This window comes from Eubacterium sp. SB2 (assembly GCF_001244405.1).
Classification (GTDB): Bacteria; Bacillota; Clostridia; order Lachnospirales; family Lachnospiraceae; genus Faecalicatena; species Faecalicatena contortus_B.
In genome coordinates this window covers 152,898-175,355 of the sequence record NZ_LN865152.1, presented here as the reverse complement: position 1 = coordinate 175,355, position 22,458 = coordinate 152,898, and the positions used below count along the sequence as shown (strand labels likewise).

Genomic DNA, 22,458 nt, shown 5'->3' with positions numbered 1-22,458 from the left:
GTGAAACCAAAGACCGCAAAAGAATGGAGGAGAAGTCATGAAAAAGAGAACAAAAAAGGTTATAGCAGTGATGTTAACAATTGGATTAATCGCTGGTTTGGCTGCCGGATGCAGCTCATCTAAAAAAGAATCTGGAAAATCCAATGATCCGGCGGCAGCAGGGGAAGCAGGCGGCAGCGGAAGCGCAACTCTGGATTCTATTTTAGAAAAAGGGAAAATCGTTGTAGGATGTTCTTTAAACGGAGCGCCAATCGGCTTCACTGATGACAGCGGAAAAGAAATGGGATATGACGTTGATTGGGCCAACCGCCTTGGAGAGGTGCTTGGGGTCGAAGTGGAGATTGTAAATGTAGATGCAGAAACCAGGCTTCCGGCATTAACATCCGGACGTGTAGACGTCCTGTTTGCGAATGTAACGGGCAATCTGGAACGCGCACAGTCTGTCGATTTCTCTATCCCATATCTCCGTGCCGGAATAAAGATGCTGACAGCGGCAGGATCAGATCTGCACACACTGGAAGATCTGAACAGCCCGGATGTAACGGTATCAGTAAACAGAGGCTCTACCGGTGAGGCACTGGTGACAGAGAATGCTCCCGAGGCGAACATTCTTTATGTAGATAATTTTACAGATTCTGTACTTCAGGTTGAACAGGGAAAAGCGGATGCGGCTTTCGAAGATAATACGGTAGTAGAATATGCGGCATCCCAGAACGATAAGCTGGAGGCACAGGAGAAAATGTATACATCAGATCCTATCTGCGCAGCATGCAGAAAAGGTGATATAGAATTTGCCCGCTATCTGGACATGTTTGTATCATGGCAGATCAGTTCTGGATGGCAGGCTGATACTTATGAGAATTGGTGGGGAACCAAACCGGCAGAGTTAAATTATCTGTGGTAATAACATAAGATATATGTCGAATGCCCGTCTTGACAGGGCGGGCATCCTTTCATCAATAGGATGAGGAGGTGAGGGTGCTTAAAATGTATAAGTTAAACTTTAATTTTCTCAATGTATATGGGGATATGCTGCTGGACGGGATGAAGATGACGGTGATTATCGTGGCCTGGTGCCTTGTGATCGGGCTCGTGCTGGGAACGGTAATGGCACTGTTTAAACAGTCAAAGAGCCGTATTTTGCGTATCTTTGCAACGGTATATGTAGATATTCTCCGGAATACGCCGTTTCTGGTTCAGCTCTTCTTCTTTTTCTATGGACTTCCGGCGCTTGGAATCCAGACGGATGCGATGGTCACGGCTATCATTGCTCTGGGGATCAACACAAGTGCCCAGAATTGCGAAATCATCAGGGCCGGTCTTTTGGCTGTTAAGAAAGAATACTTCGAATGTTCCGAGGCTCTTGGGTATACAAAAATGCAGACACTCTGGTATTTTGTGCTTCCAATTTCTTTCAGGCTCGCCTTTAAGTCACTTGTGAATAACTTTATTAATCTGGTTCTGACTTCTTCAGTCTGCTTCTCCATTACGGTAGTAGAGACTATGGGAGCGGCCAAAATTATTGTTGGCAGGACCTCGAGACCCTTCGAGATTTATCTGATGATATTGCTATGTTATTGTGTTTTTACATATATCATCTCCTTTATTGCGAAGTTCATCGACAAAAAAATCCGTATTGTATTATAAGGAGGGACTGAAATGTCATTTTATGATTATGCAAATCTGACCGGCAATGATGCCATGCAGTTCCTTCGGGCTGCGGGAGTTACCTTATATATCACATTAATGTCCCTGCTGATCGGAACCATCGTGGGAGTGATTCTTGGATTGATCCGGTGCTCCAAGAATAAAGTAGTAAAGGCCTTGCCGTTGATTGTGATTGAGCCTCTGCGGAATTCACCTCTGGTTACACAGCTGTTTCTTATTTTTTATGGTCTGCCGATGATCGGAGGGATCATGCTGGATCCGTTTCCGGCCGCAATTCTGGCGTTGTCTTTGAATACGGCCGCGTTTATGGCCGTTCTGGTTCACAACAGTGTGTCTGCAATTCCGGAGGGACAGTGGGAGGCAGGCCTGGCTCTGGGGCACAGCAGAACATCAACTTTTATAAGCGTGATATCCAGACAGGCGCTGAGACTTCTTGTGCCTCAGGCTATAACACTTTATATATCACAATTACAGTGTTCTTCATTAGTTGCACTGATAGGAATCATGGATCTTACAAAACTGGGACAGAATCTGGCTCTTCGTACGTTAAAGCCGTTCCTGATCTATGGAATTGTATTTCTGATCTATTACGTGATATCCAGTCCGCTGTCCAGACTGGCAAAGAGTCTGGAGAAGAAATTATCGTTCCACTATTAGAACAGTATTGCTATCAGGATAAGAGAGGTGACAGAAAAGATGTCTATGATTGAAGTAAAGAATGTTACCAAAAGTTTTGGTGACCTGACCGTCTTAAAAGACTTTAGCGTTGATTTTAACCAGGAGGGCGTAACCGTCCTGCTCGGTCCCAGCGGCACGGGCAAAAGCACACTTTTGAGGTGCATTAACGCTTTAGAGACGATTGACAGCGGGGACATCATTGTAAACGGACTGTCGGTAAAAGAAAAAAAGAATCTGCGGCAGATACGTCTGGACTGCGGAATGGTCTTCCAGAAAACTGTGCTGTTTCCACATTTAAATGTCATGCAGAACCTGACCATGAGTCCGGTGAAACTCTTGAAGATGAACAAAAAGGAAGCAGAGGAGAAAGCCAATTTTTACCTGAAAAAGGTAGGCCTGGAATCTAAAGCACAAGCCATGCACAATGAACTTTCCGGCGGTGAACAGCAAAGAATTGCTATAGCAAGGGCGCTGATGATGAATCCAAAGGCGCTTCTTCTGGATGAAGTAACGTCCGCACTGGATCCGGAGATGACCAGCGAGGTGCTCAAGATACTCGAGACGCTTGCGGGGGAAGGGGTATGCATGTTATGTGTCACGCATGAAATGCAGTTTGCCAGACATGTTGCAAGCAGAATCATCTTCATGGATAAAGGAATCGCGGCTGCAGATGAAACTGCAGAAAACTTCTTTTCCGTAGTGAGAAAAGAAAATGAACGGATCGCCAAATTTCTTCAGTTTATCGGAGAATGAGTTCATGAGGGGGTGTCGGATAATACCGATTTTTAAGCTCCTTATCAAAGAATAAGCAAATCCTATGGAATTCAGTGTTTTTAGCATCTGATTTACCATAGGATTTCTTTTGCTTTTTCTAATCCTTCTTATCTTAGGGCGCAAAATCCCCCGCTTCCTATATTATTTAGTTTGCCCGAAAGCCTCAAAGTAGTACAATATAAGAGAAAATATGATAAACTCAACGGAGCGTTTATTGTAAATAGATTGGAAAGTTTTATACTTGTATACAGGGGAGGATATAACAATGGACAATGTGAAAATCGGAAAATTGATTTATCAGCTAAGAAAAGAAAATCATATGACTCAATTACAATTAGCTGATCAGATGAATATAAGCGATAAAGCAGTTAGTAAATGGGAAAGAGGATTAGGCTGCCCAGAATTGTCCTTACTGCCCTCGTTATCAAAAATCTTTAATGTTGATTTAGAAAAACTGCTATCCGGTGAACTAAATGCTAACGAGATTCTGGGAGGTAATATGAAAAAAATGCACTTTTATATCTGTCCTGCCTGCGGGAACATGATTACCGCAATGACAGATACCAACATATCTTGCTGCGGGAAGAAAATGAAATCATTACAGCCCCAAAAAGCAAATGATGATGATAAGTTAAATGTAGAAATGGTTGAAAATGATTTTTATATCACTTCCAGCCATGCAATGGAACGGGAACACCATATTGCATTTGTAGCTCTGCTGACAGGAGACAGTATCATGATTAAAAAGCAATACCCTGAATGGGGGCTACAAGTGCGTATTCCTATTTTCGCACACGGGAGATTGCTTTGGTACTGCAATCAACACGGATTGTTTTATATGGAGATATAACGCTGGGAAAGAAATAAGATTTACACTGCTTGATTTAACAACATGGAAACGTGGAGAACAGTTTTACTATCAAAATAATTATTAACCCCCAAGTTGTGTCGAACATTAGAATACAAGCTAACAAAACAGGCATACCGTCTATTAAACGATATGCCCCTCATTCTGTCTTTATTTCGAACCGTGCTAAATCTGCGCTGCTGGAGTACAGCATCCCTTCGCCGCAGGTGAATTACAATTGACTGGATGTGTAACAGTTCAGGCCTGTCTGAACTGTTACAACAGAGAATGACACGGCTAAGATGTGTTAAGTTGTATTGGCAGAGGTTCTGGACGAGAGGGGGGATCTGTGGTAGAATAGCGGGGAGTGACAAGACAAGTGTATGTGCAGGAGGGATTATAGGATGAAGAAGCTGCTTGACAGGATTTTCATAGACGGGCTCAGCGGGATGGCTCAGGGGCTGTTTGCTACTTTAATTATTGGAACAATTATCCAGCAGATCGGCACTTTTATGGGCGGGACTGCGGGAGACCTGGTTTATGCGGTAGGGAAGGTGGCGGCTGCTTTGACGGGAGCCGGGATTGGCGTTGGTGTGGCCAGGAAACTGGAAGCCGGCCAGCTGGTGACGGTATCGGCTGCTACAGCTGGTATGGCGGGCGCTTTTGCAGGAAAACTTCTGGCCGGGCAAGTGATACAGGACGGCGCCATGGTCTTTGCAGGACCGGGCGAGCCTCTGGGAGCTTTTGTTGCGGCTTACATAGCGATTGAATTTGGGATTCTGGTTTCCGGAAAGACCAAACTGGATATTATACTGACCCCGCTGGTTTGTATTGGGACAGGTTCGGCAGTGGGACTGTTTCTGGGACCCCCGATATCCAGGTTTATGAACTGGCTGGGATCACTGATTAACTGGGGGACTGAGCAGCAGCCATTTCTTATGGGCATCGTAGTATCCGTGCTTATGGGGATGATCCTGACTCTGCCGATCAGCTCTGCAGCATTAGGAATTATACTGAATCTTTCGGGCTTGGCAGCAGGTGCAGCTACGATAGGCTGCTGCTGCAACATGGTTGGTTTTGCCGTAGCAAGCTACAGGGAGAATAAGATCGGCGGACTCCTCGCACAGGGCATTGGAACCTCTATGCTGCAAGTACCTAATATCGTCAGGAAGCCAATTATCTGGCTGCCGGCCATATTATCCAGCGCGGTGCTCGGGCCGGTGGGGACTATGGTACTGCATATGACGAACAACGCAACCGGATCGGGAATGGGAACAGCAGGGCTTGTGGGACAGATCATGACTTGGCAGGTGATGGCACAGACGGAACCCCCCATGATGGTATTGATTAAAATACTTGTAATACAGATCCTGCTTCCGGCATTTGTGACGCTGGGCATATCCGAATTCATGCGGAAACGAAAATGGATCAAATTTGGGGATATGAAGCTGGAACTATAAGAAATCGGGATTTAGTTGGCTAGCTTTAGACTTGTCGACGGATGGGGACGCTTCATGACAGGGAGGCCGGGGAGGCGCTGGGGCTGTATATGCCGTTGCGATATGCACCCGTGCTGCTAAGTGTTTCTAGAACAGCCGCTGCCGGATAGGCGGGTACGCTGAACACATCACGGGAAATCTGAGTGGTGCTCCATTTTCAGGGCTGTTTCCCGCCTAGAATTTCTTAGGTCCGCGGCCGCGTTTTTGAAAGGACATGGATGTTCTCCGGGAGGTTTTCGGCTATCCCTTCATGGAGCGTCCCCATCCGTGCCGCGACTAAAGCGCGTCACTAACTCCCGATTTGTTAAAAAAAAATGAACTGGCTGACATGAAGTCTGTTTTATGATATACTAGAAAGGATTGGGAAAGGGGGATTTTCCAAATTGAGAGGAGAACTGCAGATGCACGATGCTATCAAAAATTATGAAGATGTAGATAGCTGGAAAACGGTTATTTTTTTATATAATGCTGCGCTGAAAGAAGTTGGGACAAAGCTGGAGATTCTGAACGATGAATTTCAGCATGTACATCAGTATAATCCGATTGAACATATTAAGACACGTATTAAAACTCCGGAAAGTATCGTAAAGAAGCTGAAACGGTACGGGCATGAGACATCAATTGAGAATATGGTTAAGTATATTAATGATATTGCGGGTGTCCGTCTGATTTGTTCTTTTACATCTGATATTTACCGTCTGGCCGAGATGATCGGGAATCAAAGCGATCTGAAGGTTCTTTCTATTAAAGATTATATAAAGAACCCGAAGGAAAGCGGCTATAAGAGCTATCATATGCTGGTTTCAGTGCCCATTTTCTTATCCGACAGTGTCGTGGATACCAAAGTTGAGATACAGATCCGGACAATTGCCATGGATTTCTGGGCAAGTCTGGAGCATAAGATTTATTATAAGTTCGAAGGGAATGCGCCGGACTATATTAGCCGGGATCTCCGGGAATGTGCACAGATGGTTGCTGAACTTGATGATAAGATGCTCTCTCTGAATGAGGCTATTCAGGCATGCCTTGTAGAAGAAAGCAGTGAGCATGAGAAAGAGCGGCTCGATGACATTACGGCTAATGTCATTGGGGGCAGAAGAAGTGAACGAAGTAATGAGATCATTGGACGATAATAATGAAAGCCAACATGTTGAACAATGCCGACATATACGGGAGTGCAGGCTGCACTGCTGTGTTTGCCGGCATTGTTCAATATGTTGGCTTTTTTATTAATTAATAAGGCTTCCCGCTGGTATGAGCATTGTAACGTATAAATGGAGCGTTTAAGGTATTCGATGGGTAAATTTTTTGAATTTTTATAGATAGGTATTGACAATTTATGCTGGATGTGTTTATATGAACATATGAACAGTTATTCATATGTATAAGCATTGGAGGTACGAGTATGGCACAACAGGCTTTGAATAAAAAGATAAATCCAGAGAGTACGGCTTGCGGATGCGGGCATGATCACAATTCCGGAAAAGAACATTATTATGAGGTTCACACTGGACAGAAGCATGAGGAAGCACATGAGCATAAACATGGACATGGGGAGACATGCGGCAGTCATCATGATCACCACGGCAGCCATGGACATGATGATGATCATCATGGCGAAACCTGCAGCTGTGGACACAACCATGGAAGCGGCGGGCACAGTCATAGCAGTGACGGACATAATCATGAGGCGGTGGAGCAGCGTGAGATGAATCATGCATTTGACCATGTACAGAAGCAGGTTTATATTCTGGAAAACCTGGGATGTGCAAATTGTGCAGCCAAAATGGAAAGGAAAATACAGGAGCTGCCCCAGGTTGATTTTGCAAACATTATTTTTGCGACAAAGCAGCTGCAGGTGGTAACCAATACGGAGGAAGAACTGCTTCCGGTATTCGAGGAAATCTGTTCTTCCATAGAGAGTGAAGTTACTGTCTCTAAGAGAGATAGAAAACCGGCCCGTCAGCAAACCGCATCTAAAGGGAAATTCAGTGAGAACAAGAAGGATTTCTGGGAGATCGGCATTGGGGCTGTGTTTATGGCAGGAGGGATACTGACAGAAAGGGTGAGTGGAAATCTCTCGCTGATCCTGTTTCTAATCGGGTATCTCGTACTGGGAAGGGCCGGGCTGCTTACTGCGGCAAAGAACCTGTGCAAAGGTCATGTGTTTGATGAAAATTTCCTTATGAGCATTGCAACCCTGGGGGCATTTCTGATTGGCGAATACCTGGAGGCTGTGGGAGTTATGCTTTTCTACCGCGTCGGGGAACTGTTTGAGGAAATCGCAGTCTCCAGAAGCCGGAGCCAGATTATGGATGCAATTGACATGCGGCCGGAGGTAGTCAACAAGGTGGTTGGGAAAGAGACTCTGGTGATTCCTGCGGAGGAAGCGCGTATAGGTGATATACTTCTTGTGCGGCCCGGCGACAGGATTCCCCTGGATGGTACGATCGTAGAAGGGGAAAGCCGTATTGATACGTCACCGGTGACAGGAGAGCCAGTCCCTGTGGCGGCCAAGGCCGGGGATGCTGTTACATCCGGTTGTGTAAATACATCGGGGCTTTTGAAAATACGTGCTGATAAGATATTGGAAGACTCCATGGTTACCAGGATTTTGGACTCTGTGGAAAATGCGGCGGCAAGCAAACCGAAGATTGACCGGTTTATTACCAGATTCTCAAGAGTGTATACTCCTTTTGTAGTGGCTCTTGCAACTGCAACAGCAGTGATTCCTTCCCTGATAACGGGGGACTGGAACTACTGGGTATATACAGCGCTTACATTTCTTATGATCAGCTGTCCCTGTGCCCTTGTGCTTAGTGTACCGCTGGCATTCTTTTCAGGAATCGGTGCAGGTTCCAGAAAAGGCATTCTTTTTAAAGGCGGTGTCGCCATCGAGGCTCTGCAGGGTGTAAAGTCCATTGTTATGGATAAAACCGGAACCATTACGGAAGGAAACTTTGTCCTTCAGAATGTGGTGCCGGCGGCAGGATTTGACGAAGAAAGGCTGCTGGCTCTTGCGGGCAGCTGTGAGATGACATCCACACATCCGATTGCCGTGAGTATCGTTACTGCGGCCGAGGAGAAAACAATCGGCCTGCAGCGTCCCTTATCCGTGGAAGAGATTTCGGGGAAAGGTGTGAAAGCGCAGTTAAACGAAGGGATTGTACTGTGCGGCAACAGAAAATTGCTGGAAGCATATGAGGTAGAGTTAAGCCAGTATTCAGATGCTTCATACGGTACGGAAGTACTGCTGGCGTTGAATGGAGTGTATGCCGGACAGCTTGTGATTGCAGATACGATTAAAGCAGACGCGAAACCGGCGGTGGCTGCTATGAAACGGATGGGTATTCTTACCGCTATGCTGACGGGAGACGCCAGAAAGAGCGCTGAGACGGTGGGTAAAGAAATCGGAATCGATGAAATTCATGCAAAACTGCTTCCTGAGAATAAGGTGGAGGAATTGAAACGTATTCGCGAGGCCCATGGCAGCGTCATGTTTGTGGGTGACGGGATTAACGATGCGCCGGTTCTTGCGGGGGCTGACGTAGGCGCCGCAATGGGTAGCGGGGCAGATGCGGCCATAGAGGCAGCGGACGTGGTATTTATGACGTCATCTATGGAGGCAATTCCCCAGTCACTTCAGATTGCAAGGACAACAGGATCTATAGCGCGGCAGAACGTAGTATTTGCCCTGGCTGTCAAAATCCTGGTAATGGTACTGGGCCTTGCAGGCCTTGCCAACATGTGGATGGCAGTTTTTACGGACACGGGAGTGGCGGTGCTTTGCATTTTGAATTCTATGAGAGTGCTTTATAAGAAGCTGTAACACGATCGTTCCGGGAAATAAATTAAAAAAATCTTAAGAAAGGAACGCAGACCGTTGAGTATGCGTTCCTTTTTTTATAAGTACCCAGAAAAATGGGAATGATATAAAGGACAGACGGGCCTGCATTGCTTGACCCGGCAGCGTATTTTTCGTATAATAATAACTGAACGGTTGTTCATATGAAGGGAGATTCGGTATATGGGAAAACTGGAAGTGGAACATTGTGATTTCATGCATGTACACGAAGATATTGTAAAGAAGGTTCAGGAGAACATGCCGGAACCTGAGGAGCTTCAGGATCTGGCAGATTTTTTTAAAGTGTTTGGGGACTCTACCAGGATTAAAATTTTATGTATGCTGTGGCAGTCGGAGATGTGTGTGTGCGATCTTGCACAGTCGCTGAGTATGACGCAGTCAGCGATCTCTCACCAGCTCAGGGTATTGAAGCAGATGAAGCTGGTTACGAACCGCAGGGAAGGGAAGACGGTGTTTTATTCTCTTGCTGACGGTCATATCAAGACTATTATGAACCAGGGGCTGGAACATATTAGAGAATAGAATCACGGTGAAAGGTAAATAAGGGGGCCAAGATGGCAAGGGAAGTTAGAAAGAAATGCATTGAAATTGGAATCGGCCTGCTATTATACATCAATGCATTGTTTTCGGTCAGGCACTGGGATATGACGGGGAGGACAGAATTGCTTTTGTTCCTGCTCCCATATCTGGTTATGTCACTGGGAATATTCTGGGACATACTGAAAAATGTAAAAAGATTACATATTTTTGATGAGAATCTGCTGATGATCCTTGCGACTGTCGGCGCTTTAGCAATCGGCAAATACACGGAAGCAGTGGGAGCAATCCTATTCTTCCAGTTTGGCAGGACAATAGAAGTCATTTCTCTGTCCGCAACGAAGAAGTCTATTGCGAAGTTTATGGATATCCGTCCGGAATATGCGAACCGTAAGATGCGCGGCAGAGAGGAAAAGGTACATCCCCGGGAACTGCAGCCCAGACAAATTATTGTAATTAAGCCGGGAGAACGGATCCCGGTGGATGCGGTCATCACGCAGGGGATGAGTATGGTAGATACAAAGGCCCTTACGGGGGAGTCGGAACCAAGAGAAGTGAAGATTGGGGACCGGCTTTACAGCGGCAGCATTAATATCAGCGGTGTGCTGGAGGCCAGAGTATCCAAGGTATATGCAGATTCTACCGCATCCAGGATTCTGGAACTGGTGGAGAATGCCAACAATAATAAGGCACAGAGTGAAAACTTTGCAGACAAATTTTCTCGTTTTTATACGCCGGTGGTTACGCTGATCGGTGTACTTGTTATGATTCTTCCGCCCATGATGTTACAGGGGGCAGATCAGGAGACCTGGCTTTACCGGGGGCTCATTTTCCTGGTAGCGGCCTGCCCATGCGGTCTGCTTGTCTCGGTACCTCTTGCATTTCTCGGAGGAATCGGCGCCGCATCCCGTCAGGGAGTGCTGATCAAAGGGAGCAACTATCTGGAGGCGCTTTCGAAAACAGAGACGTTTGTTTTTGATAAGACTGGTACGCTGACGGAAGGCATTTTTCATGTGAAGGCTATCTGTCCGAAGCATATGGAGGACGCTGAACTGTTGGAAATTACCGCCTACGGGGAGTCCTATTCCAATCATCCGATTGCGGTGTCTCTGAGAGCCGCATACGGCAAGTCAATCGACAGCAGCCGTGTGGAGTCTATCCAGGAGTCCTCCGGTTTTGGCGTCTGTGCACAGATTGACGGCAGGCAGGTATATATTGGGAATTCCAAGTTTATGAACCAGCAGGGCTTCTTCTATCAGCCGGTACAGGAGATTGGCACAGCAGTGCATGTGGCTGTGGACGGGGAATATGAAGGATATATTCTGATTGCAGATGTGATCCGTCCGGATGCAAAATGGACGATCCGCTGGCTGCAGAAACACCAGATTGAGTCAGTCATGCTCACCGGAGATAACCAGAGAGTGGCGGACGATGCAGCAAAACAACTGGGGATTGAGTATGTGTATGCGAACCTGATGCCGGAAGATAAGGTAGAGCAGGTAAAAGAGTTTATGGATAGCCAGATGGAATCGGAAAAACTCGCATTTGTCGGCGATGGCATTAACGATGCGCCGGGGCTGGCACTGGCAGATATCGGGATTGCTATGGGCGGTTTGGGAGCGGATGCCGCATTGGAGGCTGCAGATATTATCCTTATGGAAGATGAGCCTTCCAGGATTGTGAATGCGATTAAGATTTCGAAGGGCACGATCCGGGCAGTAAAACAGAACCTGGTGTTTGCCATAGGCATGAAGGTTATTCTTTTATTCCTGGCGGCGCTTGGCTATGTGACAATGCAGAATGCCATTATTGCGGATATGGCTGTGATGTTGATTAATATATTGAATTCATTCTGGGTATTAAAGTATCCGGAATAAAAGGAGCATATATGAGAAAAGTTATAATATACGCTGTGCTGGCTGTTTTTTTGCTGACAGGGTGCAGCAGCGGTACGGACTATGTGTCCGAGGGCACCGCATATTTGCAGGAACATCAGTATGAGGAGGCTGTCAGTTCTTTTGAGGAGGCAATCCGTATATCAGAGGAAGCTTCCGCTTCTTCAGGAAATACAGGCGGTTCTTCAGAGGAGGCGTCCGGTTCTTCTGGAGATACCGGCGGTTCTGCAAAGAAGGAGGAAGCGGAAAAAATAGATGTGGCAGAAGCCTACCGTGGACTTGGGATGGCCTGTTATGAACTTCAGGATTATGAGAAGGCCAGGGATGCATTTCAGCAGGTGTTGAATCATGACGGAAAAGCAACAGCGGTTCTCTATAATTTTATAGGGGTCTGCTCTATGCATTTGAATGACCCGCAGGGGGCATTGGACGCATTCGGTGAGGGAATTAAGCTGGCCGGGGATACTGCGGGGGCGGAAGAGACGGACGATGCAGAGGTGATCCGGGAAATGAAGTTTAATGAAGTCGTATGTTATGAAAAGTTACTTGACTGGGAGAATGCGAAGACTAAAATACAGGAGTATGTCAGCGAGTATCCTGATGACCAGGATGCACAGAAAGAGGCGGCTTTTCTCAGCACCAGATAGAGAGTATGAATAACAGGAGAAGCGTATGAAATATAGTTATCAGATTACGGAGTACTGCCATCGGTTTCTGGAGATGTATATTGAACCGGGAGATGTTTGTGTCGATGCGACGGCCGGGAATGGAAACGACACAGAGTTTCTGTGCCGGCTGGCAGGAAACACAGGAAAGGTGTATGCGTTTGATATCCAGCAGGAGGCAGTGGCACATACAGCAGAGAGACTGAAAAGGCTGGGATTGGGATCCAGGGCCTGCGTGATCCGGGACGGACATGAAAAGATGGGAGAGTACGTGAAAGAAGACGTATCTGCCATCGTTTTTAATTTGGGATATCTTCCTGGCGGGGATCACCGGATCTCCACAAAAGCAGAGACAAGCATACTTGCAGTCGAGGAGGGAATGAAGCTTCTGAAAGTAGAGGGAGTGATGAGCCTCTGCATATACAGCGGGAAGGATTCGGGTTATGAGGAGAAAGAAGCAGTTCTCACTTACTTGAAAGGCGTGGATCCAAGAAAGTGGCTTGTAATCGTACATCAGTTTTACAACAGGGAGAACGACCCGCCGATCCCTGTATTTCTCATCAGGCTGAAATAAATTCATATCTTTGTTATAAAAATAGGTGAAATATACAGGGAAAAGATTTATAATATGAAAATCAGCAGAAATCATCAGTGAAACAGGAGAGAGAGATGACCAGTGAATTTTCAATTGCAGTGCATGCACTTGTTTTTTTAAACCATAAAGGAACTGTATATTCGAGTGAAGGGCTGGCAGAAAATATTTGTACGAATGCCGCAAGGATACGAAAGATTATGGTAAAACTAAAAAAAGCCGGACTGGTGGAGACAAAAGAAGGAATAGACGGTGGATACCTTTTTGTGAAAAACAGTGAGGAAACAGACCTTTGTACAATTGCAGATGCGCTGGAGTTTTCCTTTGTGACATCCGGATGGAAGAGCGGCAGCTCGGAGATGAAATGTCTGATAGCTTCCGGTATGGCGGGTGTCATGGAAGATGTATATAAAGACCTAGACCAGCAGTGCCGCAGGCGTCTGCGGCAGATTACAATAGCGGATCTGGACAAACAGATCTTTAAAACTTGAGAATATTCTGAAAATGAAGGGCAAAGGGGTCAGACCCCTTTGATGGGATTACAATATGGCGTTATATGAAATTGAGGAACAAAAGGAATCCATGATTCTTGTAGGCATTCAGCTCTATGAGAATGAGCGGACGGAGGAATCGTTGGATGAACTGGCAGAACTGGCGAAGACCGCGGGGGCGGAGGTGGCCGGGCGTGTGATCCAAAAACGCGAGGCAGTGCATCCGGTCACATATGTGGGGAAGGGAAAGCTTCTGGAATTGAAGGAAATTCTGTGGGAGACCGAAGCAACCGGCATTGTATGTGATGACGAACTCACATCCGTGCAGCTCCACAATTTGGAACGGGAGCTGGAGTGCAAGGTGATTGACCGGACGCTTCTTATCTTGGATATCTTTGCAGCCAGGGCAGTCAGCAGCGAGGGGAAGATCCAGGTGGAGCTGGCACAGCTGAAATATCGGGCTGCGCGTCTGGTTGGCCTCAGAGATTCCCTGTCCCGGCTTGGCGGGGGGATTGGAACACGCGGTCCCGGGGAAAAGAAGCTGGAGATGGACAGGCGTCTGATTCGGGAGCGGATCAGCCGGCTAAAGAAAGAGCTCCGTGAAGTGGAACAGCACAGAGAATTGATACGCACCCAGCGGAAGGCGTCGCAGAAGAAGATCGCCGCTCTGGTGGGCTATACATCCGCCGGAAAGAGCAGTATAGAAAATGCGCTGACCGGGGCCGGAATCCTGGCGGATGCAATGCTTTTCTCGACACTGGATACGACAACCCGGGTTCTGGAGCTGGAGGGAAAGCAGGAGATTCTGCTGACGGATACGGTTGGTTTTATCCGTAAGCTGCCCCACCATTTGATAGAGGCGTTTAAGAGCACGCTTGAGGAAGCAAAATATGCAGACATTATCATACATGTGGTGGATGCCTCCAACCCACAGATGGACAGTCAGATGTACGTGGTATATGAGACGCTCCGCCAGCTGGGCGTGGAGGGCAAACCGGTGATCACACTGTTTAACAAGCAGGACAAATTAGAGGAAGCCGGCAGTTTCAGGGATTTCCAGGCACAGTATTCGATCAGGACATCCGCAAAGACCGGGCAGGGGCTTGAGGAACTGAAAACAGCACTTTTAGAAATCATACGCAGCGGCCAAATTTATATCGAAAAAATGTATCCTTTTGAAGAAGCCGGGAAAATACAGCTGATCCGCAGGCACGGCCAGCTTCTGGAGGAAGAATATGCGGCGGAGGGAATTTCGGTAAAGGCCTACGTTACAAAGGAGATTTATGGAAAAATATGAGAAGAGCGCCGCGGACAAAAACCAAAATCCGCTGGGTACAGAACCTATTGGCAGACTGATTGGAAAGTTTGCCGTACCGGCAGTCATCAGTATGCTGGTAAGTGCACTATATAATATAGTAGATCAGATCTTTATCGGCCAGGGAGTCGGTATGCTGGGAAATGCCGCAACAAATATTGCATTTCCTGTCACAACAATTGCGACAGCCACAGCGCTTCTGCTTGGAATAGGAAGCGCTTCGAACTATAATCTGGAAATGGGGGCTGGAAAAGAGAAAAGAGCGAGTGAAATTGCAGGCACCGGCCTGTCAACACTTGTTATTAGCGGCGTGGTAATCGCCGCTATTGTTCTCCTGTTTTTAGAGCCGCTGCTGCATGCCTTCGGAGCGACAAGCGAAGTCCTGCCTTACGCCGTGGACTATACAGGGATAACCGCACTTGGAATTCCCTTTTTTATATTAACAACCGGAGGAAATCATTTGATCCGGGCGGACAGAAGCCCGACCTATTCAATGGTGAGTATGTTGACAGGAGCAATCCTGAATACAATCCTGGATCCCCTCTTTATCTTTGTATTCCACTGGGGGATTAAGGGTGCCGCTGCCGCTACAGTTATTGGTCAGGTGGTTTCCGGCCTTCTTGTTATACTTTATTTTGTGAAGTATAAGAAAATGGATCTGAAAGTCTCCGCTTTGCGCCCGAGGGCAGCCTATCTGAAGGCGGTTGCAGCCCTGGGAATGGCATCCTGTATCAACCAGCTTGCGATGACTGTCGTACAGATTGCCATGAATAATACTCTCCGCTATTATGGGGCGGCCTCCTCATATGGAAGCGACATCCCGCTGGCCTGTGTAGGGGTAATTTCGAAAGTGAACAGTGTGTTTCTGGCAATCTGCATCGGAATCTCTCAGGGCTGTCAGCCGATCTGGGGATTCAATTATGGGGCCGGGAACTATGAGAGAGTCAGAAGTACATACAAAAAAGCAGCCATTTTATGTACCACAATCGCCACATTATTCTTTTTAAGTTTTCAGATATTCCCGCGGCAAATAGTCAGCATATTTGGGAGCGGCAGTGAGCGGTACTTCCATTTTGCAGACAGATACCTGGAGATCTTCATGTTCATGACGTTTGCAAACGGTATTCAGCCTATGTCGTCCGGATTCTTTACGTCTATCGGCAAGGCAAAATTAGGAATTGTCATATCACTGACCAGACAGGTACTCTTTCTGCTTCCGCTGATCCTGATATTCCCGCTGTTTCTGGGGATAGACGGCGTAATGTATGCGGGACCGATAGCGGATGCCGCGGCGGCTGTCATAGCAATTGTATTTGCCTACAGACAATTGAAGAAAATGAAATCTCCGGCTCTTCTGTCAGAAATGCCGGAGAATAAATCTGCCGATTAGGCGGATAATTCATTTTAAAACAGGTAGGGTGCGGAGGGGGTCTCCGGATAACTTCCCATAGATACCAGCAGCTGCAGCCCAGCCTCGCGGGCAGTCAGTACCGAGTTCTTAACAGCGCTGGCATCGCCGGTCACAGCCACGATAACTTCATTCGAATGGCTGGTTCCTCTGTCAGGAGTCATGTATCTGATAATCTCAACAGGGGAGGACTTGACTGCCAGATCGGCCATAACAAGCCCAATCGCAGCGGGCGACCCGCAGAAGAAACCAAAAGGTTTCCCAATGGGAGCGCCGAATGCCATATTCAGCGCCTGGTCTGCATTTGCGGAATAGGTAAACTCCAGGTGTCCGGCATCGCTGATGTAGAGCTCTCCTGCATATTTTTTCGTATATTCCACTGCAATTTCAACGGCTCTGCGGACATCGGAAACATTGTCTCCGCCAAGGATAATATAGTTACCATGGCCGCCCCAGCCCTTAGTGTCCCTGGGCAGCTCAATGGACACGACTTCTGTGTTGGTAGACTTCACTGCTTCATCCACGGCATTAATCTGTCCGGCCGCGCCTGTCCGTGAACTGAGCAGCCCGAGGCTGCGGTAAGGTTTGGGCAGCTGCATCTGCTCCAGCAAAGCCGGTGTGACGCCCGGAATCACAAGCCCAATCGTATCCAGGACCGTCGTGCCCACAAACTCTGCCATAGAACAGTCCATTGGTATATTCTCAATTCCTTTTACCTTTAACATAAAACAACTCCTTTTATCTATCTTAATATAACCTATTTAGCATAAAATACTTCAAAATTGAAGCGCCTTCTACAGAAATCCGCCATCCAGTCCGATTACCTGGCCGGTCAGATATGCATGTCCCTGTGCCAGATCCAGAACCAGATCAGCCACTTCCTCCGGGGTCCCAAACCGTCCCGCCGGAACTTCTTCCATCAGCAGCTGCCGCTCTTCCTCAGAAAGTTGGGCATTCATCACGGTGTCAATCACACCGCAGGCAATCGCATTGACCTGAATATTACTCGGAGCCAGCTCCTTGGCCAGCGCCCTGGTCAGTCCGTTAACCCCCGCCTTGGAAGCCGAGTAAGCTGCCTCACAGGAAGCCCCCGAAGTGCCCCACATAGAGGAAATATTAATAATCTTCCCCGCCTTTTGCGACACCATATACGGAACCGCCGCACGGGAACAATAAAACACCGAAGAAAGATTGGTCTGCAGAATCCTTTCCCAGTCCGAATCCGTCATATCCGTCAGAAGCCCGATAAATGCAGTCCCCGCATTATTCACCAATACATCCAGCCCGGGAACCTCCGCCTCTATCTCCTGAAAGATACGCCGGACATCCAATGCGGATCCCACATCCCCGGGTACAGCCCGGCAGATTCCCCCTGCCGAACGAATCTCGTCACACACACCTGCCAGATCATCGGAATGCCTGCTATTCACAAAAACATAATACCCCAGCCGCCCAAAAGCGGCGGCACAGGCCCGTCCAATCCCTCTGGACGCCCCTGTAATAAGAACACACTTCCGTCCCATAAAAAACCTCACTTCAATAATTCTTCTGCTATTATACTCTATGTACCACAAAAAGTACACCACAACCATTCACAGAATCCATTCCACAAACAAAAAACAATCTCTGGCCCGGCAAAATCCGCTGCCCTGCCCCCCTGATGTTTTGGGACCCGGCGCCGTGTTCTCTCCCTGTAAAACTCCCGCATTTTCTGGTTGTGATTGGGTTGCTCATATGATATGATTTCTATATAAATGGGATTTAACAGATCCTTCCTCCACTTCGATTCTCAGGCGAACCGGGTGAAGCATAAAGCGAAAAAGAGAAAGAGGTAGACACATGTTATCCAAGTTCAGTGTGAAGAAACCGTACACCGTTGTAGTAGCCGTGGTACTGATATTAATTCTGGGGTTTGTATCCTTTGATAAAATGACAGTAGATCTGCTGCCGGATATGAATCTCCCCTACGCGGTCGTTATGACTACGTACGCAGGAGCAAGCCCGGAGGAAGTGGAAACTACCGTGACAAAGCCGGTAGAGCAGGCAATGGCAACCATCAGCAATATCAAAACCGTCAGTTCTTCATCAAGAGAAAATGCATCCACAGTCATTCTGGAGTTTGAGCAGACCGCCAATATGGATTCTGCGACCATTGAGATGCGGGAGAGTCTGGATCAGATCAGTTCATACTGGCCGGATACGGTGGGCAACCCGATCATCATGAAGCTGAATCCCACCATGATGCCCGTCATGATTCCCGCAATCAGCGTAGACGGCAAAGAGCCGGCAGAGAGCACGAAGATCATAGAGGAAGAGGTGCTCCCGGAGATTGAGAGTCTGGAAGGCGTGGCCTCGGTAAATACGTTCGGAGATATCGAGGAGACCATCCGGATCACGGTAAAGGAAGACAAGGTCAGCAGTGTGGACGGTTCCGTGCAGAATCAGCTGGACAATAAGTTCAATGAAGCCTCGGACGCGCTGAACGAGGCAAAGGCACAGGTGGAGAACGGCAAGGCACAGCTGGAGTCAGGCAAGAGCCAGGCATCGGGGCAGATGGCCGATGCAGAGGCGCAGCTTGCACAGAGCGATGCGGAACTGACCCAGGGACAGATGGAGGTCAATGAGAAACTCAGCGAGATCCAGCTGGCAGAGGCTGCGCTGGAGCAGTCTGTGGCGCAGATTGATGCCAGTGAGCAGGCGCTGCTGCAGCAAAAACAGGAACTGGAGGAGCTGAACGGGCAGCGTGCGGAGATAGAATCCCAATACCAACAGGTTGAACAGGCAATTAAAGAGAGTGGTGAGACCCCGGAGCTGCTGATAGCAAAGGGAACACTGACCGCACAGCTGGCTGTTTTAGAGCGTTTCGATGAATCCATGGCCGCGATTGAGCAGGGACTTGCCCAGGCGGCACAGAGCAGGGAGACGATCACCCAGAAGCGGGCTGAGCTTGCAGAAGGAAAGTCCATGCTGACACAGGTACAGGCTCAGCTTAGCGAGGGAACCATCACGCTGGCGCAGGCGAGGGCCCAGCTCTCCGCGGCACAGCTGGAGGCAGCCATGCAGATGAGCGAGGCGTCTGCCCAGCTGGCAGTTGGTGAGGCAGAGTTAAAGAGCAAAGAGGCGGAACTCAAGTCAGCCAAGGAAGAAGCAAAGGCAGCAGCAAACGTAAAATCCATGCTGACCGCCGAGACGATCCAGACCGTTCTGGCGGCCCAGAATTTTAATATGCCTGCCGGCTATGTCAATGAAGAAGGGATCGACTACTTAATCCGTGTGGGGGATAAGTTTGAGTCTATAGAAGAACTTAAAAATCTGGTTCTGGTGGATATGGAGGGGATCAACCCGATTAAACTGTCCGATATCGCAGAAGTAGAACGGATAGATAATGCAGATGAAACCTATGCCAAACTGAATGGGGAAAACGGGATCCTGCTTCAGGTGCAGAAGCAGACCGGATATTCCACGGGGGAAGTAACGGATCGTATTCTGGAACGTTTTGAACAGATAAAAAAAGAGAACAAAGACATCCAGGTAGTTGTTCTGATGAACCAGGGAGTCTACATAGACATGGTAATCGGCTCCGTGCTGCAGAATCTGCTGTTTGGGGCAATCCTGGCTATACTGATTCTGATGTTGTTCTTAAAGGACATCCGTCCGACTTTTGTAATCGCATGCTCCATCCCGATCAGTATTCTGACGGCCATTGTCCTGATGTATTTCAGCGGAGTGACAATGAACGTTATTTCGCTATCCGGTCTGGCGCTCGGTGTCGGAATGCTGGTAGACAATTCGATTGTCGTGATTGAAAATATCTACCGTATGCGCAATGAAGAACATGCATCGGCAAAGGAAGCGGCCATTCAGGGAGCCCGCCAGGTTGCCGGGGCTATCATGGCCTCTACGCTGACAACGGTATGCGTATTCCTGCCGATTGTATTTACGGAGGGAATGGCAAGACAGCTTTTTGTAGACATGGGACTGACGATCGCTTACTCGCTCCTCGCCAGCCTGATTGTGGCGCTTACACTTGTGCCAATGATGTCCGCGGGGCTGCTGAGAAAGACAGATCAAAAAGAATCCAGGTTCTTCGTACATCTGAAAGACATATATGAAAAGTTACTTCGGGGCGCGCTGCGCTTTAAACCCCTCGTACTGATCGGCGCCCTTGTTTTGTTTGTGGCGAGCGGTGTGCTTTCTCTTTCAAGAGGAACCGCATTTATGCCTGCAATGCAGAGCACGGAGATCAGCATGTCCATCGAGACGCCGGACGGAACGCCGCTGCAGGATACGGCAGAGATTGCTGACCGTTTTACGGAGAAGCTCAGGAAGATCAAAGATATCGGTGATGTGGGTGGTATGGCCATGAGCGGCGGCATGATGGGCAGCGGCGGCACGGTGACGAATCAGGTGGAATTCTATGCACTGCTGAAAGAAAAACGGTCCATGTCGGACAATGCCATCCAGAAAGCCATAGAAAAGCTGGCCCGGGAAGAAAATGTTGAGCTTTCCCTGAGCATGTCCAACATGGATATGAGTTCCCTCGGTGCATCGGGGATATCCGTTCAGATAAAAGGGCGGGAACTAGATAAACTTCAGAAAATTGCAAAGGATATAGCAGGGATACTGGAAGGTGTTAAAGGAACGAAGAACGTGTCCGACGGAATGGAGGAGACAACCGAAGAACTGCGGGTGATCGTAGATAAGGACAAGGCAGTTTCCTATAATCTGACTGTTGCCCAGGTTTATCAGGAACTGGCTAAGAAACTGAAAGAGCCTGCTTCCACGACAAAGCTGGATATGGATACGGCTTCGATCGGCATCGTAGTGGCGGATCAGAAGAATCAGGAGTTGACCCGTGATGAAATCCGGGATATGAAATTGGATGTAAAAAAACAGGACGGGTCGACAGAACAGATTGCGTTGAAGGATATCGCATCTTTTGAGACCGGATATGGGCTTCAGTCCATTTCCAGAAACGCTCAGAGCAGATATATCAATGTGACGGCCGAGGTTGCCGAGGACGATAATATCGGACTTGTGAGCAGCCGTGTGGAAAAGGCGATGAAGACTTATGAACTGCCGGACGGTTATACGGCAGAAATGCAGGGAGAGGATGAAACGATCCGGGAGACCATGGTGGAACTGCTCAAGATGCTGGCATTGGCAGTGGTTTTCATGTATTTAATCATGGTCGCACAGTTCCAGTCATTAAGATCGCCGTTTATCGTCATGTTTACAATTCCGCTTGCATTTACAGGCGGTCTGCTGGGGCTCTGGCTCACAGGAAGTCCGGTAAGTGTAATTGCTATGGTCGGATTTGTTATGTTATCTGGAATTATTGTCAATAATGGTATTGTGTTCATTGATTATACGAATCAGCTGATCTCCCAGGGGATGGATCAGAAGGAAGCGCTGGTGGAAGCCGGAAGGACAAGGCTGCGGCCGATTATCATGACGGCGCTCACGACGATTCTGGGCCTGTCCACAATGGCAATTGGTTTTGGTTCCGGTGCAGATATGGTACAGCCGATGGCGGTGGTGACGATCGGCGGTCTTATATATGGAACTGCATTAACACTGTTTGTGGTACCGTGTATCTATGCTTTATTCCACAAAAAGGAAAAGGCAAGATTGCGGGAAGGCATCGAGGAGGAGCCGTTTGAATGATTGATGAAGCCATAGAATTTGCCTCAAAGGCGCATGAGGGGCAATTTCGGAAAGGGACAAGAAGACCTTATATTGTACATCCTGTGGAGGTGGCGGAGATTGTGGCCACGATGACTGCGGATGAAGAAATTATATGCGCGGCAGTCCTGCATGACACGATTGAGGACTGCAAAGAGGTGACGGAAGAGATCCTCAAACTAAGATTCGGGGAGCGCGTAGCGTCTATTGTGGCGCAGGAGAGCGAGGATAAGTCTCTGAGCTGGGAAGAGAGAAAGGGCGCCACGATCCAGCACCTTGGGATGGCTCCGCTGCCTGTGAAGATGATCGGATTGGCGGATAAGCTTTCCAATATGAGGGACATCGACAGGGATTATCCGGTGTTGGGGGATGAACTCTGGAAAAGGTTCCGCATGCAGAGTAAGGCTGCGATAGGCTGGTATTACAAGGGGATCAGGGACGCCCTGAAGGCAGAGTTCGAAGGCTCGGAAGCCTATGAAGAATACTGCACTCTGGTGGAGAAGAATTTCGGCAGCGAGCCGGCTTCGCTGGAGTGGTAA

Annotated in this window: 19 protein-coding genes; 17 read left to right on the top strand and 2 right to left on the bottom strand. The window is 48.0% G+C overall.

Annotated elements, in window-relative coordinates; translation table 11 throughout:
* The first annotated feature begins 37 nt into the window (after positions 1-37).
* The 15 genes from BN1938_RS08375 (at position 38) to BN1938_RS08305 (ending at position 16,216) form a co-directional block, all read left to right on the top strand.
* Positions 38-904, top strand: coding sequence for an ABC transporter substrate-binding protein (locus tag BN1938_RS08375; protein ID WP_050640163.1), 867 nt, complete (start codon positions 38-40; stop codon positions 902-904).
* Between the two features lie 83 nt (positions 905-987).
* A complete protein-coding gene (locus tag BN1938_RS08370) occupies positions 988-1,647 on the top strand; it encodes an amino acid ABC transporter permease (RefSeq protein ID WP_050640162.1) in 660 nt (219 codons plus the stop codon).
* 12 nt (positions 1,648-1,659) lie between these two features.
* Complete coding sequence (locus BN1938_RS08365; RefSeq protein ID WP_050640161.1) at positions 1,660-2,325, top strand: amino acid ABC transporter permease; 666 nt, start codon at positions 1,660-1,662, stop codon at positions 2,323-2,325.
* Between the two features lie 45 nt (positions 2,326-2,370).
* The gene (locus BN1938_RS08360) at positions 2,371-3,099 is read left to right on the top strand and encodes an amino acid ABC transporter ATP-binding protein (RefSeq protein ID WP_050640848.1); all 729 of its coding nucleotides are present in this window, start codon (positions 2,371-2,373) and stop codon (positions 3,097-3,099) included.
* 286 nt (positions 3,100-3,385) lie between these two features.
* Positions 3,386-3,970 (top strand): helix-turn-helix domain-containing protein, encoded by a 585-nt coding sequence (locus BN1938_RS08355; RefSeq protein ID WP_050640160.1) that lies wholly within the window; start codon positions 3,386-3,388, stop codon positions 3,968-3,970.
* Positions 3,971-4,371: 401 nt separating this feature from the next.
* Entirely contained in the window at positions 4,372-5,427 is a 1,056-nt protein-coding gene (locus BN1938_RS08350) for a PTS sugar transporter subunit IIC (RefSeq protein ID WP_050640159.1), read from the top strand.
* Between the two features lie 440 nt (positions 5,428-5,867).
* On the top strand, positions 5,868-6,599 hold the full coding sequence (locus BN1938_RS08345) for a GTP pyrophosphokinase (protein WP_050640158.1): 732 nt from the start codon (positions 5,868-5,870) through the stop codon (positions 6,597-6,599).
* 272 nt (positions 6,600-6,871) lie between these two features.
* On the top strand, positions 6,872-9,295 hold the full coding sequence (locus BN1938_RS08340) for a heavy metal translocating P-type ATPase (RefSeq protein WP_082202911.1): 2,424 nt from the start codon (positions 6,872-6,874) through the stop codon (positions 9,293-9,295).
* A gap of 198 nt (positions 9,296-9,493) precedes the next feature.
* Complete coding sequence (locus tag BN1938_RS08335; protein WP_050640157.1) at positions 9,494-9,853, top strand: ArsR/SmtB family transcription factor; 360 nt, start codon at positions 9,494-9,496, stop codon at positions 9,851-9,853.
* A 32-nt stretch (positions 9,854-9,885) separates the two neighbouring features.
* Positions 9,886-11,745, top strand: a complete 1,860-nt coding sequence (locus BN1938_RS08330) for a heavy metal translocating P-type ATPase (protein ID WP_050640156.1) — start codon at positions 9,886-9,888, stop codon at positions 11,743-11,745.
* An 11-nt stretch (positions 11,746-11,756) separates the two neighbouring features.
* Positions 11,757-12,410 (top strand): tetratricopeptide repeat protein, encoded by a 654-nt coding sequence (locus tag BN1938_RS08325; RefSeq protein WP_050640155.1) that lies wholly within the window; start codon positions 11,757-11,759, stop codon positions 12,408-12,410.
* A gap of 25 nt (positions 12,411-12,435) precedes the next feature.
* On the top strand, positions 12,436-13,002 hold the full coding sequence (locus BN1938_RS08320; RefSeq protein WP_050640154.1) for a tRNA 5-(aminomethyl)-2-thiouridylate-methyltransferase MnmM: 567 nt from the start codon (positions 12,436-12,438) through the stop codon (positions 13,000-13,002).
* Between the two features lie 77 nt (positions 13,003-13,079).
* Entirely contained in the window at positions 13,080-13,511 is a 432-nt protein-coding gene (locus BN1938_RS08315) for an RrF2 family transcriptional regulator (RefSeq protein ID WP_330377640.1), read from the top strand.
* A gap of 55 nt (positions 13,512-13,566) precedes the next feature.
* Positions 13,567-14,808: a GTPase HflX gene (hflX, locus tag BN1938_RS08310; protein ID WP_050640152.1), complete on the top strand. Its 1,242-nt coding sequence runs from the start codon at positions 13,567-13,569 to the stop codon at positions 14,806-14,808.
* Entirely contained in the window at positions 14,795-16,216 is a 1,422-nt protein-coding gene (locus BN1938_RS08305) for an MATE family efflux transporter (RefSeq protein WP_050640151.1), read from the top strand. The genes hflX and BN1938_RS08305 overlap by 14 nt, the downstream gene beginning before the upstream one ends.
* A gap of 14 nt (positions 16,217-16,230) precedes the next feature.
* Here the strand turns inward: BN1938_RS08305 and pduB are convergent, their stop codons facing one another.
* Both pduB and fabG read right to left on the bottom strand, forming a co-directional pair.
* On the bottom strand, positions 16,231-16,959 hold the full coding sequence (gene pduB, locus BN1938_RS08300) for a microcompartment protein PduB (protein WP_050640150.1): 729 nt from the start codon (positions 16,957-16,959) through the stop codon (positions 16,231-16,233).
* A 69-nt stretch (positions 16,960-17,028) separates the two neighbouring features.
* On the bottom strand, positions 17,029-17,757 hold the full coding sequence (gene fabG, locus BN1938_RS08295) for a 3-oxoacyl-ACP reductase FabG (RefSeq protein WP_050640149.1): 729 nt from the start codon (positions 17,755-17,757) through the stop codon (positions 17,029-17,031).
* A 316-nt stretch (positions 17,758-18,073) separates the two neighbouring features.
* On the opposite strand from fabG, the gene BN1938_RS08290 reads away from it, so the two are divergent.
* Entirely contained in the window at positions 18,074-21,901 is a 3,828-nt protein-coding gene (locus BN1938_RS08290) for an efflux RND transporter permease subunit (RefSeq protein ID WP_050640148.1), read from the top strand.
* Complete coding sequence (locus tag BN1938_RS08285) at positions 21,898-22,458, top strand: HD domain-containing protein (protein WP_025656473.1); 561 nt, start codon at positions 21,898-21,900, stop codon at positions 22,456-22,458. The genes BN1938_RS08290 and BN1938_RS08285 overlap by 4 nt, the downstream gene beginning before the upstream one ends.

Bases quoted from the DNA above. Each gene is read 5' to 3' on its own strand.
- BN1938_RS08375 (WP_050640163.1), top strand. From the start codon at position 38: ATGAAAAAGAGAACAAAAAAGGTTATAGCAGTGATGTTAACAATTGGA.
- BN1938_RS08370 (WP_050640162.1), top strand. From the start codon at position 988: ATGTATAAGTTAAACTTTAATTTTCTCAATGTATATGGGGATATGCTG.
- BN1938_RS08365 (WP_050640161.1), top strand. From the start codon at position 1,660: ATGTCATTTTATGATTATGCAAATCTGACCGGCAATGATGCCATGCAG.
- BN1938_RS08360 (WP_050640848.1), top strand. From the start codon at position 2,371: ATGATTGAAGTAAAGAATGTTACCAAAAGTTTTGGTGACCTGACCGTC.
- BN1938_RS08355 (WP_050640160.1), top strand. From the start codon at position 3,386: ATGGACAATGTGAAAATCGGAAAATTGATTTATCAGCTAAGAAAAGAA.
- BN1938_RS08350 (WP_050640159.1), top strand. From the start codon at position 4,372: ATGAAGAAGCTGCTTGACAGGATTTTCATAGACGGGCTCAGCGGGATG.
- BN1938_RS08345 (WP_050640158.1), top strand. From the start codon at position 5,868: ATGCACGATGCTATCAAAAATTATGAAGATGTAGATAGCTGGAAAACG.
- BN1938_RS08340 (WP_082202911.1), top strand. From the start codon at position 6,872: ATGGCACAACAGGCTTTGAATAAAAAGATAAATCCAGAGAGTACGGCT.
- BN1938_RS08335 (WP_050640157.1), top strand. From the start codon at position 9,494: ATGGGAAAACTGGAAGTGGAACATTGTGATTTCATGCATGTACACGAA.
- BN1938_RS08330 (WP_050640156.1), top strand. From the start codon at position 9,886: ATGGCAAGGGAAGTTAGAAAGAAATGCATTGAAATTGGAATCGGCCTG.
- BN1938_RS08325 (WP_050640155.1), top strand. From the start codon at position 11,757: ATGAGAAAAGTTATAATATACGCTGTGCTGGCTGTTTTTTTGCTGACA.
- BN1938_RS08320 (WP_050640154.1), top strand. From the start codon at position 12,436: ATGAAATATAGTTATCAGATTACGGAGTACTGCCATCGGTTTCTGGAG.
- hflX (WP_050640152.1), top strand. From the start codon at position 13,567: ATGGCGTTATATGAAATTGAGGAACAAAAGGAATCCATGATTCTTGTA.
- BN1938_RS08305 (WP_050640151.1), top strand. From the start codon at position 14,795: ATGGAAAAATATGAGAAGAGCGCCGCGGACAAAAACCAAAATCCGCTG.
- pduB (WP_050640150.1), bottom strand. From the start codon at position 16,959: ATGTTAAAGGTAAAAGGAATTGAGAATATACCAATGGACTGTTCTATG.
- fabG (WP_050640149.1), bottom strand. From the start codon at position 17,757: ATGGGACGGAAGTGTGTTCTTATTACAGGGGCGTCCAGAGGGATTGGA.
- BN1938_RS08290 (WP_050640148.1), top strand. From the start codon at position 18,074: ATGTTATCCAAGTTCAGTGTGAAGAAACCGTACACCGTTGTAGTAGCC.
- BN1938_RS08285 (WP_025656473.1), top strand. From the start codon at position 21,898: ATGATTGATGAAGCCATAGAATTTGCCTCAAAGGCGCATGAGGGGCAA.